A 15,476-nucleotide genomic window follows, 5' to 3' on the forward strand; every position below is an offset into this window, starting at 1 on the left:
AACTTTTTCTTAGCGACGAAGTCTGAATTAATGCCACTGCTTTTCTTTAGATATCCCCATATTGAGGAGCCCATCTTTCCCGCCTTTGAGGTTCAAGATTGATGGGCCTTTTCTTTTTCCGAGCCTTCGGAAATGACGCTGATACGCCTTTTCAAGGTGTCGCAATTAACCGAATAAACCACCAAACCACTGCTGAAGTTTTATCATCACCGAATCCCACAGCCGGCTGAAAATTCCCGCTTCAGGAATGTCGTCCAGCGCCACCAGTTGACGTTGCCCGATGCTTTTGCCATCCAACTGAAAATCAATGGTGCCGACCACCTGATTCTTCGCCAATGGCGCAGACAACTGCGGCTGGAGCAGCGTAAAGCTGGCTTTCAGATTTTTCATCTGTCCTTTGGGGATCGACAGTGCGGCATCTTGCGCCACGCCGAGTCGGGCGTCTTTTTGCGTGCCGAACCAGACTCGCTGCGTGGTAAAGGGAGCGCCCGCCTTGATTGGCGTTACCGTTTCAAAAAAGCGGAATCCCCAGGTCAGCAGTTTTTCGCTTTCACGGAACCGCGTCGCATCCGTCGGCGCCCCCAGCACCACGGAGATCAGGCGCATATTTCCTTCCGTGGCCGACGCCACCAGATTATGTCCTGCTCCGCTGGTATGACCGGTTTTTATACCGTCCACATTCAGATTGGTGCTCCACAGCAACCGGTTACGATTGGGCTGCCGGATATTATTGAACGTGAACTCTTTTTCTTTATGCAACGCGTATTCGTCCGGCACGTCACGGATCAATGCCTGCCCCAGTAACGCCATATCCCGCGCGGTACTGTACTGGCCCGGCGCATCGAGGCCATGGACGGTGAGAAAGTGGGTGTTGGTCAATCCCAGCGCGTTGACATAATTGTTCATCAGACTGACGAACGCATCCTGGCTGCCGGCGACATAGTCAGCCAGCGCAATGCTGGCATCATTACCCGATTGAATAACGATACCTTTATTCAGTTCCGAAACCGGAATGCGATCGCCAGGTTTAAGAAACATCAGCGAGGAGCCGCGTAATACCGGATTCCCCGTCGCCCAGGCATCCTTCCCCACGGTGACGATATCCGCAGGATTGATTTTCCCGGCCTTTATCGCCTGCCCGGTGACATAACTCGCCATGATTTTCGTCAGGCTGGCAGGATCAAGACGCTCATCCGCGTTAGATTCAGCCAGCACTTTCCCGCTGTGGTAATCCATCAAAATATAGGCTTTAGCGTCAACCTGAGGAACCGCCGGAAGCTGCTCCGCCTGCGTTAAAGGCGTGATACTCGCCAGTAATATCGTTCCCGCAGTAAAGAATGTTAATCTGGAAAGGAGAGTCGTTGTCTTCATGAGATCGTCGCGATATCCATAGGTCATTAAAAATATTTGCTTTTCAATATGTTTTGAAAAATTTTGCAACATCCAAAGGTAACGTTTCGCCACCCTCAAGGAAACTGTTCAGTTGTAAAGATAATCAAAGAAATGAAAAGGTCTAAAAAATCAAAGATAAACAAAGGAATTGCGTTGGCAATAAGAAGTGTCTTACTACAAAAATACATAGAAAAGGATGTGCGTGGCTATCTTTGAGAACCTCCTCCCTGAGGTTCTCTGAATGTAAAACCTGAAAGGCTTAACGCCGCTCGCGCTTATCCGCCCGCTTTGACAGCCAGTCGCCCAGCGTTTGAACGATCTGCACCAGAATGACCAGCGCGATAACCGTCACGATCATGACATTGGTTTCATAGCGATAATAACCGAAGCGAATCGCCAGATCGCCGACGCCGCCGCCGCCGACAATCCCCGCCATCGCCGAATAACCGATCAGGCTGACCAGCGTAATGGTCAGGCCGCGCAATAAGCCGGCTTTGGCTTCCGGCAATAACACGGTACAGATAATACGCATCGGGCTGGCGCCGAAGGCCTCGGCTGCCTCGACAATACCGGGATCCACTTCACGCAGCGCGCTATCCACCAAACGAGCGTAGAACGCAATGGCCGCCACCGACATCGGCACCGATGCCGCCACCGGGCCGATGGTGTTGCCTAACAAAATCTGCGTCAACGGCAACAACAGCACCAGCAGAATCACAAAGGGTATCGACCGAATGATATTGACCAGCACCGTGCTGAGTAGATACACCGCGCGGTTCTCCCAAAACAGGTGACGATCGGTGACATAAATCAGAAAACCCAACGGTAACCCACCGATAATCGCCAGCAGCGTTGAAATGCCGACCATCTGAAACGTTTCGCCGAATGCCGCGACCAGATCAAACCATAAATCAGCCATGTAACACCTCCACCTGCGCGGTTCTGGCCTGAATATACCCGACGGCTTGCGCGACTTTTGCCGGATCGTCAGGATGCGTTAACAGAGCGACCAGTATTCCCAATGCGCGGTTACCGATATATTCAATTTTGCCGTGCAGAATGTTGACGGAAACGCCGTAACGGGTTGCCACATCAGAGAGCACCGGCTGCTCGGCCGATTCGCCGACGAACAGGATTTTCAGCAAGGTTCCCTGTAAATCTTCCAGCAGGCGGGGAGGCAGCTCAAGATTCAGCGTATGGGCCACCAGTTGCCGTGTGAATGGATGCTGCGGCGCGGCGAAAATATCAAACACATCGCCCTCTTCCACCACTTTACCGCCGGTCATCACCGCAACCCGATCGCATACCGATTTGATGACACTCATTTCGTGTGAAATCAATACGATAGTAATACCCAGTTTCTGATTAATCTCTTTGAGCAATACCAGGATCGCCGCCGAGGTTTCCAAATCAAGCGCCGAGGTCGGTTCATCGCACAGCAGCACTTCAGGATGATTGGCAATGGCGCGGGCGATCCCCACTCGCTGTTTCTGCCCGCCGCTCAACTGAGACGGAAAAGCGGCGGACTTATCGGATAACCCCACCAGACTAAGAATTTCCGGCACCCGCTGAGCGATGTCAGCATTGGATTTCCCCGCCGCTTTCAGGCTGAATGCGACGTTTTCCGCCACCGTGCGCGTTTGCATCAAATTGAAATGCTGGAAGATCATACCGATTTTCTGGCGCTGTTCGCGCAGGCTTTTGCCATTCAGATCGCTGACTTTCACCCCGTTGACCCGCACAACTCCGGCGCTGGGGCGCTGTAATAAATTGATCGTGCGCAGCAGGGTGCTTTTCCCGGCGCCGCTGGTTCCAACGATGCCGTAAACCTCTCCCGGCTGAATATGCAACGTCACATTATCAACTGCACGATTGCCCTGCTGTTTCCCCTGTGGGAAATCAACGCACACACCCTCTAACTGAATCATTATCCGCAAACTCCCGGCATGAGCGGAAAAAAACAAAGCCGGTCACAGACCGGCCAGACAAATACAGCATATTAATCATTAATCGCCCGTCAATACCGGCTGGCATATTACTGTGCGGGCGTTGGCGTTTTCGCCTGCATCCATTCCGGTTTCTGGAACTGACTGAACATTGAATCCGGCTGGTTAATCACCGCCGCATAAGCCGGCGATTCGACGACGGCCTGGGTATCTTTGACAAACGGCTTATCCAGATCGTCGGTGCGCACCGCAATCACGTTTTTCAGATTTTCATCCAGCGTTTCCAGTTTGATCGCCGACGAAAGCTTCAGCCCTGCCGCAAAAGCAAAGTTACCGTTAACCAGCGAGGCGGTCACGCTATCCAGCGTGCGCGGCAACTGTGCGGCTTCCAGCGGTTTGAATACCAGCCCGCGCGGATTTCCAACGATATCTTTTTCCGATGCCTTGGTTGGGTCGATATCGGGCTTGATGGTGATCAGCCCCAGCGATTGTAAAAAGCGCAGGCCGCGAGCCAGATTGGTGGCATCGTTGGACAAGGTGATGACATCGCCGGTTTTCAATTCGTCCAGCGACTTGATTTTATTGGAGTACAGTCCCATGCTGGCGGTCGGTACAACGATCAGCTTGCTGATTTTGAGATTTTTGTCGGCGGCGAATTTTTCCAGATACAACGTATGCTGGAACAGGTTGGCGTCAATGCTGCCGTTGGCTAATGCGAGATTCGGCTGAACATAATCGCTGAACTCACGCACCACCACTTTATAGCCTTTCTTGGTCAACTCAGGTTTAATCGCCTGATTAACCATATCGCCATAAGGCCCCGGCGCCACGCCAAAGATGATAGTTTGCGGATCGCCGCTGGCACAAGCCAGTTGCACACCGGCGGCGAGCAGCGCAATACCCAGCGTTGCGCGAAGAGAATACGTTAATTTCATTGCTTGGCTTTCCTGTCTGAATATAACCTGCTGTCATTATTAGGAATGACACGTTAAATCATAAAGACCAAAAAGGCATATCATTATTTCTCATCTTCTATTCACTTTCTGATTCATTCAGTCAGTGTCAGAATAAAAGCTCTTTTCTCATGCTGAGGTGCGACATGATAACCATCTGGGGTCGTGTAAATTCGACCAACGTTAAGAAAGTGCTTTGGTGCGCGGCGGAATTGGCCCTGCCTTATCAACATATTTTGGCGGGCAGAGAGTTCGGGCGCAATCATGACGCCGACTATCTGGCGATGAACCCCAACGGGCTGGTCCCCTGTTTACAGGACGATAAATTGGTACTGTGGGAGTCCAACACTATCGTGCGTTATCTGGCGGCGCAATACGGTCAGGATTCGCTGTACATTGCCGACGCCGGCGCGCGAGCAAGCGCGGAAAAATGGATGGACTGGACCAGTACGCTGGCGGTTTCCTTTGCCGGCGTATTTATCAGCCTGGTGCGCACGGCGCCGGAAGATCGTGATATGGCGCTGGTGGAGAAAAGCCACGCAGAATGCGAGCGTTTACTGACGATTGTCGATACCGCGCTGGCAAGCCAACCGTGGCTGTCGGGCGATAAATTCGGTATTGGCGACATCCCGCTGGGCTGCATCGCTTACGCCTGGTTTAACATGGATATCACGCGGCAACCGCATCCCCATCTGGAGCGCTGGTATCGGCAGTTAACCGAACGCCCGGCCTATCAGCAAACGGTGATCATCCCGCTGACCTGAATGTTTTACGCTCACAGGCACCCCGCAAGGTGCCTGTATTGTTAACCGCCCGCGCCATTGCCGTTACTCCGGCCCGACTTTCAACAGTTTGCCGTTATCATGATCGGTCAACAGATAGATATAGCCGTCAGGCCCTAAGCGCACTTCACGGATCCGTTCGCCGCGATCCTGCAACAACCGCTCTTCCGCGACCACCTTGTCGCCCTCCAGCGTCAGACGAATCAGATTTTCTTCCGCCAGCGCGCCAATAAACAGCGAGTTTTTCCACTGCGGGAAACGGTCGCTGTTATAGAACGCCATTCCACTGACGCCCGGCGACTTTTTCCAGTAAAAATCCGGGTTAACCATTCCGGCGACCTCTTCGCCCTTGGATTCCGGGATCTTCAGCCCGGAATAGTTAATACCGTGCGTCGCAATCGGCCAGCCGTAGTTTTCACCCGCTTTAGGAATGTTGATTTCATCACCGCCTTTCGGGCCGTGTTCGTTTTCCCACAGTACGCCGGACCAGGGATTAATCGCCAGCCCCTGGGGATTCCGATGCCCATACGACCAGATTTCCGGACGCGCATTCGGCGTATTGATAAACGGATTATCCGTCGGTATTTCGCCATTTGCGGTCAGACGCACAATCTTGCCCTGTAACTTATCCAGATCCTGCGCCGTCGGACGCTGGTTATTTTCCCCTAAGGCGATATACAGGTATCCCTGAAGGTCAAAGGCCAGTTTGCCGCCGAAATGATTGCCGGTGGACAGTTTCGGCTCCTGACGGAAGAAAACCGTGAAATTCTCCAGTTGGCTCTCATCGTCCGACAGACGGCCATAGCCAACGGCCGTTCCCGCTTTTCCATCGCTGCCTTCCTCGGCAAAACTCAGGTAGATTCGGCGGCTTTGCTCAAAATCAGGCGATAGCGCCACCTCCAGTAACCCGCCCTGTGATTCGGCATACACCTCGGGTACGCCTGCTATCGGCGCGGAAAGCCCGGTTTCAGCCTGCCAGCGGCGCAGGTTTCCGGAGCGCTCGGTGATCAACATTCCCCGATCGCCCGGCAGAAAAGCCAGCGACCACGGATGATCGAGCTTATCCTGCAATTCCGTGACTTTGGGCTGAGCCGCCGGCAAATAACCAGAAAACATCAAGGACGCGCCAATCAGTAACCAGCGCGTCTGACGCAGCCATAACCAAGGCCGGGAAGCATTGCGTATGGCGTTATCAGGCAACGGGTGATTAAACATAGCGTTGTCTCCGTTCAACTAATGTGCTGTAAATTTAGGTGTTGGACGATATTTGTGCAAAAAAATACGCCGACGTTTACATTTTTGGGCGCAGACATAATTAACGTGCTGAGTTTTTACCAGTGACTATAAGCCACACTAACTATAGTGTAGAATTCTGCGGTTTTCTTTTGAATGAATTGTGAGCAAATAACATGCAACAACACCGTATTGGATTCGTTTCTCTCGGTTGCCCGAAAAATCTGGTGGACTCGGAAAGGATCCTGACCGAACTGCGTACCGAAGGCTATCAGGTGGTGCCGCGCTATGACGATGCCGAACTGGTGATCGTCAATACCTGCGGTTTTATTGACAGCGCGGTACAAGAGTCGCTGGAGGCCATCGGTGAAGCGCTGAATGAAAACGGCAAGGTCATCGTCACCGGCTGTCTGGGCGCGAAAGAAAATCAAATCCGCGAAGTGCATCCCAGGGTGCTGGAAATCACCGGGCCTCATAGCTACGAGCAGGTGCTGTCGCATGTCCATCGGTACGTGCCGAAACCGGAGCACAACCCGTTCACCAGCCTGATTCCGGCTCAGGGAGTCAAGCTGACGCCCCGCCATTACGCCTACCTGAAAATATCGGAAGGCTGTAATCACCGCTGCACGTTTTGCATTATTCCGTCGATGCGCGGCGATCTGGACAGCCGTCCCATCGGTTCGGTGCTGGATGAAGCCAAGCGTCTGGTGGACGCGGGGGTCAAGGAATTGCTGGTGATCTCTCAGGACACGTCCGCCTACGGCGCCGACGTTAAGCAACGCACCGGATTCTGGAACGGACAGCCGGTTAAAACCAGTATGGTCAGCCTGTGCGAACAACTGGCTTCGCTGGGCGTGTGGGTTCGTCTGCACTATGTTTACCCTTATCCGCATGTGGATGATGTGATCCCGCTGATGGCGGAAGGGAAAATCCTGCCGTATCTGGATATCCCGCTGCAACACGCCAGCCCGCGCATCCTCAAGCTGATGAAGCGCCCCGGCGCCGTCGAACGTACGCTGGAACGCATAAAAAAATGGCGCGAAATCTGCCCGCAGCTGACATTACGCTCGACGTTTATCGTCGGCTTCCCCGGCGAAACGGAAGAAGACTTCCAGATGCTGTTGGATTTTCTGCAAGAATCCCGGCTGGATCGCGTCGGCTGTTTCAAATACAGCCCGGTGGAAGGCGCGACGGCCAATCAACTGCCGGATCAGGTGCCGGAAGAGGTCAAAGAAGCGCGTTATCATCGCTTTATGCAGCTTCAACAAGGGATATCCGCACAGCGGTTGCAGGAAAAAATCGGCCGCGAACTACAGGTGCTGATCGACGAAATTGATGAAGAAGGCGCCATCGGACGCAGCATGGCCGATGCCCCGGAAATCGACGGCGCGGTCTACCTGAATGGCGAAACCAACCTTAGCGTCGGCGATATCGTGACGGTAAAAATCGAACACGCCGACGAGTACGATCTGTGGGGAATCCGCGTTTAACCGAACCCGGCGCCATCGGCCGGTGGCTTGAATCATTTAAGCCGCCGGCATTTTTATCCGCTATTTTGCCGTCATCGTCGAAAAATCAGGCAATAAGTCCCACCGATGTCGCCTGTGTCTTGCGTCCCCCAGTCAGGTAAAGTAGCCTTGAGACATGACAACCCCAATCGCCTTACCTGAGGCATAAGCATGTGGAAACGCCTGATATACGGCCTGTTAACGATCATTGGCGTGCTGTTGCTGTCTGCTTTTGCTCTCGATCGCTGGATCAGTTGGAAAGCTGCGCCCTTTGTTTACGATGATTTGCAGCAACTGCCGTCACGCCAGGTCGGCGTGGTGCTGGGCACCGCCAAGTATTACCGCACCGGCGTCATCAACCAGTATTATCTTTTCCGTATTCAGGGCGCTTTGAATGCCTATAACAGCGGTAAAATCAGTTATCTGCTGCTTAGCGGCGACAATGCGCTGCAAAGTTACAACGAACCCATGACCATGCGGCGCGATCTGATTGCGGCAGGCGTGACCCCGGTAGACATCGTGCTGGATTATGCGGGGTTTCGTACATTGGACTCGATCGTCAGAACACGCAAAGTCTTTGATACCAATGATTTCACCATCATCACCCAGCGTTTCCACTGCGAGCGGGCATTATTTATCGCCCTGCATCTGGGTATTCAGGCGCAGTGCTATGCGGTTCCCTCGCCCAAAAATATGCTGACGGTGCGTCTGCGGGAATTTGGGGCCAGGCTGGGCGCGCTGTTTGATCTGTACATTCTGAAGCGGGAACCCCGTTTTCTCGGGCCGCCGATCTCCATTCCTACCGAGCATGACATTCCCGATGACGCCCCGGACTACCCTGCCGTTCTGCCTGAACAGATCCTCAAATCGGCCCGGTAGCACGTTGGGTTATCGTCTGTCGCCGCTGTGCGTAAGTTTCACGCCGCCGTCACGATCATCAGGCCGTTTTGGCAATCGCCATGGTTAGCTTGCGCCACAGCCATTCAATTGGCCCCTGTCGAAAATGACTCAGCCAGTAATGAGAAAACAGCAGGTTCACCCCCCAGACCAGGGGAACGACCGCCAGCAGTTGCAGACGGTCTAAGCGCATAAACAGTCCGAGATGGTTAAACAGCAGAGTACAGACCAGGGTTTGCAATAAATAATTCGTCAGTGCCATGCGTCCGATATCACTGACCCAATAGGTAATCCGCCACTTGCATAATGTTGACCAGAATCCATAGCACAACGCGAGATATCCCACCGCTTGCAAAAGGGCGCTCAGTTCGCGCGGGATCTGCAATAACAGGCCGCTCCAGCGATATTCCCACTGCACGGCCCACTGAGCGACGACACCGATGGCGTTGATACCCAACGCCAGCGGAATCAACCATAAAGCGAGCTTACGGTAATGCGCCTGGCTGAACGTCCCTTTTAGCCAGCCGCTGCGTATCAGGCCGGCGCCCAATAGCATCGAACCGGCCAACAGCCAGCCGTACTGGACGCCCAGCGACAATAGGCTGTCAGTCAGCAGACTCACCCGGTTGCCCCACGCCTCCGGCCCTCCCGTCGTTTGCCAATAGACCTCATAGGCAATATCGGATGCGGCCGGTTGCCAGAATCGTCCCGATTGCAGACTGAGCAACTGACTTAAAATAAACAGGACGCCGACCCCCACCAGATACATTATCGCTCCGGTGCGCAGCAGAGCCTGACTTCCCTGCGCATGGCGGATCATGCCGTAGCACACCAACCCAATCAGGCCATAATCCAGCAGAATATCGCCGTCCCAGAAAAAAATGCTATGCACTAAACCCAGCAGCATCAGCCAAAAAAGCCGGGCGTGAACCCAACGCTTTCCCCTGGGCAACAACAGCTGTAGTCCGGCCCCGAACAGCAGAGAAAATAACGTCAGAAATTTTGCCTGCACGATAAGATCCATCACGGCCCAGGTCCAGACATCACTCAGCGATGGCGCGCCTTGCCAGGCAGGATTGAGATAAGCCGCTTTCGGTAAGCCGAATGCGTTGATATTAAGTAATAGAATCCCGAGTACAGCGACGCCCCGGGCAAAATCCAGCGTGGCTATACGGGGTGACGGCGTCGGTTGAGAAGGCATAGATCTTAGGTATTAAGTCATCGGAATGACGATTGTATTAATAGATGACCGGAAATAATACGCATTTTATTGATACGTTGGCCATTATCTGGCGCCGGCCAACGTATCAATGCGAAAAGAACGGAACTAATTGTGGTGACGTACCGCGCGCAGGAACTCCTGACGGGTATTCTGACTGGATTTGAACAATCCGCCCAGTGAAGTGGTGGTGGTTGCGCTGGTTGCGTCACGGATGCCGCGCGCTTTAACGCAATAATGCACGGCATCGATCGATACGGCGACGTTGCTGGTGCCCAGCAACGTTTGCAACGCGGTCAGGATTTGTTGCGTTAAGCGTTCCTGAACCTGTGGGCGCTGGGAAAAGAACTGCACGATACGGTTGATTTTCGATAAACCGATCACACCGTCTTTCGGAATATAAGCCACCGTCGCCTTACCATCAATGGTCACAAAATGATGTTCGCAGGTGCTGGTTAACGTGATGTCGCGGACGGTTACCATTTCATCCACCTTCATCTTGTTCTCGATGATGGTGATTTTAGGAAAATTGGCATAATCCAGCCCGGAGAAAATTTCATCGACATACATTTTGGCAATACGGTGCGGCGTCTCCGCCAGACTGTCATCTTCCAGATCGAGACTTAACAGATTCATGACTTCCGTCATATGCTCGGCAATGCGCTGTTTACGCGTTTCCCGGTCCAACAATTCGCCGCGTAACGGCGTTTCGAGGCCGCGCGCCATCAGCGCCTCATGCACCAGGACGGCTTCTTTACTTAACGATGACATTATTATTCTCCTGCAGGTGTTACTTATATTGATGCTGGTCAGGCCAAAACGCCGTCACCACTCTAGTTGAGAGAGGCACGATTATCCAGTGATTGTATGTCATGATTGTTGAAATAGATTCAGCTTATCGCCAACCGATCTTCAGCGGCAAACCGAAATGAAATGATGGAAAACAACAGGCGCCGAGAGCGACCCCGGCGCCTGTCTGGCGTTTACTATCGCTGATGCGGCCTTAAGATCGGCCGGTATGCTTATTTTTTAATTAGAACGTTTCCCAATTGTCATGCGCGCCGCCCCCCTTTTTACCGCTATTTGTCGTCAATAATGCGGGCTTTATTGCCGTCACCGGTTCTCCAGACAGCAGATTTTTACCGTATTGCCGTTTTTCGCCTCCCGGCAATTGGAAGACGGATACCGCTTCGTTTAACTGACGGGTTTGTTCTTCCAGAGAAGCGGCGGCGGCGGCGGATTCCTGCACCAAGGCGGCATTCTGCTGGGTCACGCCGTCCATTTCAGCCACCGCCTGACCAATTTGGCTGATGCCGCGGCTTTGTTCGTCAGACGCTGAGGCGATTTCGCCCATCAGATCGTTTACCCGGCTAATGGCGGTGATGATTGACTCCATCGCGTCACCGGTTTGCGTTACCTGATGCGAGCCGGTATTCACCCGTTCTACCGATTCAGCAATCAGCCCTTCGATCTCCTTGGCGGCCTGCGCGCTACGCTGCGCCAGATTACGCACCTCACCCGCCACGACCGCAAAACCGCGCCCCTGCTCGCCGGCCCTGGCCGCTTCTACCGCCGCGTTCAGCGCCAGAATATTGGTCTGGAAAGCAATGCCGTTGATTACGCTGGTAATATCGGCGATCTTCTTCGAACTGGTGGAAATATCGGCCATGGTTGACACCACGCCGGTAGTCACTTCACCGCCTTTTTTAGCGGCAACGGAGGCATCCAGAGCCAATTTGCTGGCCTGATGAACATGCTCTGCGTTTTGTTTCACCGTGGCGCCAAGCTGCTCCATGCTGGCAGCCGTCTGTTCCAATGCCGCGGCCTGCTGTTCGGTGCGGGAAGAGAGGTCATTGTTGCCGCTTTTAATTTCACTCGCGCCTTGATAAATAGAAGCGGAACTGTCGCGAATGGTTGAAACCGTGTTGATCAGGCTTTGCTGCATATGTTTTAAAAAAGGGATCAACTGGCCGACGCAGTTGCGGCCAAACTCTTCCAGATGAAGCCCTAACTGACCATCGGCCAGCACCCTGAAATGATCTTTAATGAGGTTTAACGGCTTAACCAGATAATTGACCAGATAGCGATCGGTCAACACCAGAATCAGCAGGCCGAGTATCACCGCAACCAGTAACGTACTTTTATTCCAGCTGACTAGCTCATACACCCGGGACAGCGAACCGCTGGAGGCGGCAAGCGCGCTGGTCTGATAGTTATCCATCGCCAGACTGTATGCCACGCGCGAAGGAAGAAACCGATCTCTGAACTGCTGACGAAACGCCTCGTTATTATTTTCCCTGACCACCGCAAGAAAAGGCCTTAATCCATCTTCCAGCGCCGCTTGCCATGTCTTTTGCAGATTGTCCACCGTGGCGGTATCGACGCCGCGATGATCGGCGGCCTTAAATTTATCCAGCACCGCCTGGGCATCCTTCAATGCCGCCTCAGCCTCGGTAAGATTTACGGCCGCCTTATCCGTTTCGCCGGTTTGGGTATAATCCATTGCCAACTGTATGCGGGTCAGCGTACGCGCAAACTGCTCGCTGCCGTCTGCCAGCGTGTCGACATTCAGTTTCTGCACCTCGCCGGATTCCAATAATTTTGTCATTTCACTCAGTGAAGATGACATATAGAAAGAGACGCCTCCCCATAAGAGTAAGAATATTCCCAATATTGTTAAAAGCATCGCTCTGATGGTGATATTTTTTAAAAAGCTCACGGAAGACTCCTGTTAATTATCTGGTACTTCGCACCTGCGTTTTTTTAGTCATTAACCAGCGCATTTTTAAATAAAACTCGACTGACGTTGCATAATTTAATGATGAGTGGTGAGGGAATTTACTTAACCTCCTCTTGTTCACAACAGGAAAGAGACATTCCATCACAGAACCAATAGCATTCTTTCCTGATGAACACTCTTGTTATCGGCAGATTTCGTCAGGGGTTTACCTTTTTCGATCACCAATCACGATCAAAAACCCGCCAATGATAGATTTAACCTATTGTTTGCTCGTAATTATTTATAAAACCTTTTAACTTGTTATTTTAACGGTTTATTTATAATTCTTTTCGTATCCAGGATTTGAAATTCCAGATATTTATTCAGCCCAGGATAGCCTGTTTCAGGATCAAAAAAATATGCAGTTACGCATTCTATTTTGTCCGCTTCGTCACAGAAATATATTTAAATAAATAGAATGTCATACTAAATAATTCTTATTCCTGAAAGACGGCAAGCGACGGACAATTCGTCGGGAACGAATTCGACCAGCCAATGACTGGCTCACACTTTACGGCCAAGCTTTCAGCTAGGTGTTACATGAAAGTTGCTAATAGAGTGACTTATGGTTAAACTCACAAAAAATGAATGATTCATGCAAAGTTAATGACAAAAAGTGAAAAAAATGGATCTGACCCAGTTACGTATGTTTTGCCTGGTTGCCGAAACGGGTTCAGTCGTCCGGGCGGCAGAACAACTTCACCGGGTTCCATCGAACCTTACGACCCGCCTGCGGCAGCTCGAACATGAGTTGGGAACCGATCTCTTTATCCGCGAAAAGCAACGCTTGCGGCTGTCCCCCGTCGGGCACAATTTTCTTTGCTACGCGCAACGTATTCTGGCGCTGAGTGAAGAAGCCATCAGTATGACCCGCACGGGTGAACCGGCTGGCAATTTTGCGTTGGGTTCGATAGAAAGCACCGCCGCGACCCGACTGCCGGGCCTGCTTGCAGCTTATCATCAACGCTATCCCGCGGTGGCGCTTTCACTAACGACCGATACCAGTGGGGAAATAGTCGAACGGGTTCGCGCCGGAACGCTGGCCGCGGCTTTCGCGGACGGCCCGGTTTCCTATGATGAACTGAACGGCTGCCAAACCTTTCCTGAGCATCTGGTGTTGATCTCGGATGCCAATCACGCGCCGATTCACCGGGCGCAGGATGCCAAAGACGATACGCTGTTCGCTTTCCCGCCGCGCTGCGCCTACCGTTCCCGATTGGAAAAGTGGTTCAGGCAGGATGGCGTGGCGCCCGGCAACATTATGGAAATCCGGTCATATCAAGCCATGCTCGCCGGCGTCGCCAGCGGAGCCGGACTGGCGTTTATCCCCGTCTCCGTACTTGAACGGTTAGCGGCGCATGAGTACGTGCAGATACACCCATTACCCGCTGAAATCGCCGATACCGCCACCTGGCTGATATGGCGGCGCGATGCGTTCGGCCCCAATGTCGAAGCGCTGAAAAAGCTCATCATTGAACAATCTTCAACCTGACGCCATGCTTTACCGAGACCAACAATAATTTTAACTGCTTCCGCAACCTATTGCCGCTAGAGGAGTAACACCATGCAAATGATCAAAACCCGCGCCGCCGTCGCCTGGGGCCCAAACCAACCCTTGTCGATTGAAGAAGTCGATTTGATGCCGCCGCAGAAAGGCGAAGTTCTGGTGCGCATTATTGCCACCGGCGTTTGTCATACCGATGCGTACACCCTGTCCGGTAAAGATCCGGAAGGCGTTTTTCCGGCCATTCTGGGTCATGAAGGCGGCGGCATCGTTGAAGCCATCGGCGAAGGCGTGACCAGCGTAGCCGTTGGCGATCACGTTATTCCGCTGTACACCCCTGAATGCGGCGAGTGTAAATTCTGTCGTTCCGGAAAAACCAACCTGTGTCAGGCTATCCGCGCCACGCAGGGCAAAGGTCTGATGCCGGACGGCACCACCCGTTTCTCTAAAAACGGTCAGCCTATTTTCCACTATATGGGAACATCGACGTTTGCAGAGCATACGGTGGTGCCGGAAATTTCTCTGGCTAAAATCAGCAAAGACGCTCCGCTGGAAGAAGTCTGCCTGCTGGGCTGCGGCGTGACCACCGGCATGGGCGCGGTGATCAATACCGCCAAAGTAAAAAAAGGCGATACGGTAGCGATTTTCGGCCTCGGCGGCATCGGGCTGTCGGCCATTATCGGCGCGCAAATGGCCGGGGCCGGCCGGATCATCGGGATTGACCTCAATACCAGCAAATTCGATCTGGCGCGCAAGCTGGGCGCCACCGATCTGATCAATCCGAAAGACTACGATAAGCCGATTCAGGACGTGATCGTCGAACTGACCGACGGCGGCGTTGATTTCTCATTTGAATGTATCGGCAACGTGAACGTGATGCGTTCCGCGCTGGAATGCTGCCACAAAGGCTGGGGCGAATCGGTGATTATCGGTGTCGCAGGAGCCGGTGAGGAAATTTCCACGCGTCCGTTCCAATTGGTGACGGGCCGCGTCTGGCGCGGTTCCGCCTTCGGCGGCGTGAAAGGCCGCAGCCAACTGCCGGGCATCGTACAGCGCTATCTGGACGGCGAATTCCAGCTTAATGATTTCATCACCCACACCATGAGTCTGGATGAGATCAATACCGCGTTCGATTTAATGCATGAGGGCAAATCGATCCGTTCGGTTATCCATTTCAGCTAACAGCGACATCAACCCGGCCCTTTTGATTTCAAGGTATTGCCGCAGACGTCCCGGACATCCGCCGGTTAGGGTGTCCGGGAT

13 protein-coding genes are annotated in these 15,476 nt (G+C 52.9%); 5 read left to right on the top strand and 8 right to left on the bottom strand.

The window, feature by feature from the left end; genetic code table 11:
* Positions 1 to 165: 165 nt before the first annotated feature.
* From HOY33_RS02405 to HOY33_RS02420, 4 genes are all read right to left on the bottom strand, one after another.
* Positions 166 to 1,371 carry a serine hydrolase gene (locus HOY33_RS02405; protein WP_172288186.1) on the bottom strand — a complete coding sequence of 402 codons (1,206 nt, stop codon included), beginning with the start codon at positions 1,369 to 1,371 and terminating at the stop codon, positions 166 to 168.
* 280 nt (positions 1,372 to 1,651) lie between these two features.
* Positions 1,652 to 2,311 (bottom strand): methionine ABC transporter permease, encoded by a 660-nt coding sequence (locus tag HOY33_RS02410; protein WP_172288187.1) that lies wholly within the window; start codon positions 2,309 to 2,311, stop codon positions 1,652 to 1,654.
* Positions 2,304 to 3,320: a methionine ABC transporter ATP-binding protein gene (locus HOY33_RS02415; RefSeq protein ID WP_172288189.1), complete on the bottom strand. Its 1,017-nt coding sequence runs from the start codon at positions 3,318 to 3,320 to the stop codon at positions 2,304 to 2,306. The genes HOY33_RS02410 and HOY33_RS02415 overlap by 8 nt, the downstream gene beginning before the upstream one ends.
* Before the next feature lie 107 nt (positions 3,321 to 3,427).
* Positions 3,428 to 4,273 (bottom strand): MetQ/NlpA family ABC transporter substrate-binding protein, encoded by an 846-nt coding sequence (locus HOY33_RS02420; protein WP_172288191.1) that lies wholly within the window; start codon positions 4,271 to 4,273, stop codon positions 3,428 to 3,430.
* 164 nt (positions 4,274 to 4,437) lie between these two features.
* Here HOY33_RS02420 and HOY33_RS02425 point away from each other — a divergent pair, with 164 nt between their 5' ends.
* Positions 4,438 to 5,055 (top strand): glutathione S-transferase family protein, encoded by a 618-nt coding sequence (locus tag HOY33_RS02425; RefSeq protein ID WP_172288193.1) that lies wholly within the window; start codon positions 4,438 to 4,440, stop codon positions 5,053 to 5,055.
* 63 nt (positions 5,056 to 5,118) lie between these two features.
* Here HOY33_RS02425 and HOY33_RS02430 read toward each other — a convergent pair whose 3' ends face one another.
* Positions 5,119 to 6,189, bottom strand: coding sequence for a PQQ-dependent sugar dehydrogenase (locus tag HOY33_RS02430; protein WP_172288814.1), 1,071 nt, complete (start codon positions 6,187 to 6,189; stop codon positions 5,119 to 5,121).
* A 293-nt stretch (positions 6,190 to 6,482) separates the two neighbouring features.
* On the opposite strand from HOY33_RS02430, the gene rimO reads away from it, so the two are divergent.
* Both rimO and sanA read left to right on the top strand, forming a co-directional pair.
* The gene (gene rimO, locus HOY33_RS02435) at positions 6,483 to 7,796 is read left to right on the top strand and encodes a 30S ribosomal protein S12 methylthiotransferase RimO (protein ID WP_172288195.1); all 1,314 of its coding nucleotides are present in this window, start codon (positions 6,483 to 6,485) and stop codon (positions 7,794 to 7,796) included.
* Positions 7,797 to 7,985: 189 nt separating this feature from the next.
* The gene (sanA, locus tag HOY33_RS02440; RefSeq protein ID WP_172288197.1) at positions 7,986 to 8,693 is read left to right on the top strand and encodes an outer membrane permeability protein SanA; all 708 of its coding nucleotides are present in this window, start codon (positions 7,986 to 7,988) and stop codon (positions 8,691 to 8,693) included.
* Positions 8,694 to 8,751: 58 nt separating this feature from the next.
* Here the strand turns inward: sanA and yeiB are convergent, their stop codons facing one another.
* From yeiB to HOY33_RS02455, 3 genes are all read right to left on the bottom strand, one after another.
* On the bottom strand, positions 8,752 to 9,912 hold the full coding sequence (gene yeiB, locus HOY33_RS02445) for a DUF418 domain-containing protein YeiB (RefSeq protein ID WP_172288199.1): 1,161 nt from the start codon (positions 9,910 to 9,912) through the stop codon (positions 8,752 to 8,754).
* Between the two features lie 126 nt (positions 9,913 to 10,038).
* On the bottom strand, positions 10,039 to 10,701 hold the full coding sequence (gene folE / locus HOY33_RS02450; protein ID WP_172288201.1) for a GTP cyclohydrolase I FolE: 663 nt from the start codon (positions 10,699 to 10,701) through the stop codon (positions 10,039 to 10,041).
* A gap of 262 nt (positions 10,702 to 10,963) precedes the next feature.
* On the bottom strand, positions 10,964 to 12,649 hold the full coding sequence (locus HOY33_RS02455) for a methyl-accepting chemotaxis protein (protein ID WP_172288203.1): 1,686 nt from the start codon (positions 12,647 to 12,649) through the stop codon (positions 10,964 to 10,966).
* A 685-nt stretch (positions 12,650 to 13,334) separates the two neighbouring features.
* On the opposite strand from HOY33_RS02455, the gene HOY33_RS02460 reads away from it, so the two are divergent.
* Complete coding sequence (locus HOY33_RS02460; RefSeq protein ID WP_172288205.1) at positions 13,335 to 14,201, top strand: LysR family transcriptional regulator; 867 nt, start codon at positions 13,335 to 13,337, stop codon at positions 14,199 to 14,201.
* 72 nt (positions 14,202 to 14,273) lie between these two features.
* Positions 14,274 to 15,395 carry an S-(hydroxymethyl)glutathione dehydrogenase/class III alcohol dehydrogenase gene (locus HOY33_RS02465; RefSeq protein WP_172288207.1) on the top strand — a complete coding sequence of 374 codons (1,122 nt, stop codon included), beginning with the start codon at positions 14,274 to 14,276 and terminating at the stop codon, positions 15,393 to 15,395.
* Positions 15,396 to 15,476 lie beyond the last annotated feature (81 nt).

It is taken from the genome of Brenneria sp. hezel4-2-4, from assembly GCF_013155275.1.
GTDB lineage: Bacteria > Pseudomonadota > Gammaproteobacteria > Enterobacterales > Enterobacteriaceae > Brenneria.

Excerpts from the sequence above, each read along its gene's own strand:
- HOY33_RS02430 (WP_172288814.1), bottom strand. The coding sequence starts at position 6,189 with ATGTTTTCTGGTTATTTGCCGGCGGCTCAGCCCAAAGTCACGGAATTG.
- HOY33_RS02420 (WP_172288191.1), bottom strand. The coding sequence starts at position 4,273 with ATGAAATTAACGTATTCTCTTCGCGCAACGCTGGGTATTGCGCTGCTC.
- HOY33_RS02425 (WP_172288193.1), top strand. The coding sequence starts at position 4,438 with ATGATAACCATCTGGGGTCGTGTAAATTCGACCAACGTTAAGAAAGTG.
- sanA (WP_172288197.1), top strand. The coding sequence starts at position 7,986 with ATGTGGAAACGCCTGATATACGGCCTGTTAACGATCATTGGCGTGCTG.
- folE (WP_172288201.1), bottom strand. The coding sequence starts at position 10,701 with ATGTCATCGTTAAGTAAAGAAGCCGTCCTGGTGCATGAGGCGCTGATG.
- rimO (WP_172288195.1), top strand. The coding sequence starts at position 6,483 with ATGCAACAACACCGTATTGGATTCGTTTCTCTCGGTTGCCCGAAAAAT.
- HOY33_RS02410 (WP_172288187.1), bottom strand. The coding sequence starts at position 2,311 with ATGGCTGATTTATGGTTTGATCTGGTCGCGGCATTCGGCGAAACGTTT.
- HOY33_RS02460 (WP_172288205.1), top strand. The coding sequence starts at position 13,335 with ATGGATCTGACCCAGTTACGTATGTTTTGCCTGGTTGCCGAAACGGGT.
- yeiB (WP_172288199.1), bottom strand. The coding sequence starts at position 9,912 with ATGCCTTCTCAACCGACGCCGTCACCCCGTATAGCCACGCTGGATTTT.
- HOY33_RS02465 (WP_172288207.1), top strand. The coding sequence starts at position 14,274 with ATGCAAATGATCAAAACCCGCGCCGCCGTCGCCTGGGGCCCAAACCAA.
- HOY33_RS02405 (WP_172288186.1), bottom strand. The coding sequence starts at position 1,371 with ATGAAGACAACGACTCTCCTTTCCAGATTAACATTCTTTACTGCGGGA.
- HOY33_RS02415 (WP_172288189.1), bottom strand. The coding sequence starts at position 3,320 with ATGATTCAGTTAGAGGGTGTGTGCGTTGATTTCCCACAGGGGAAACAG.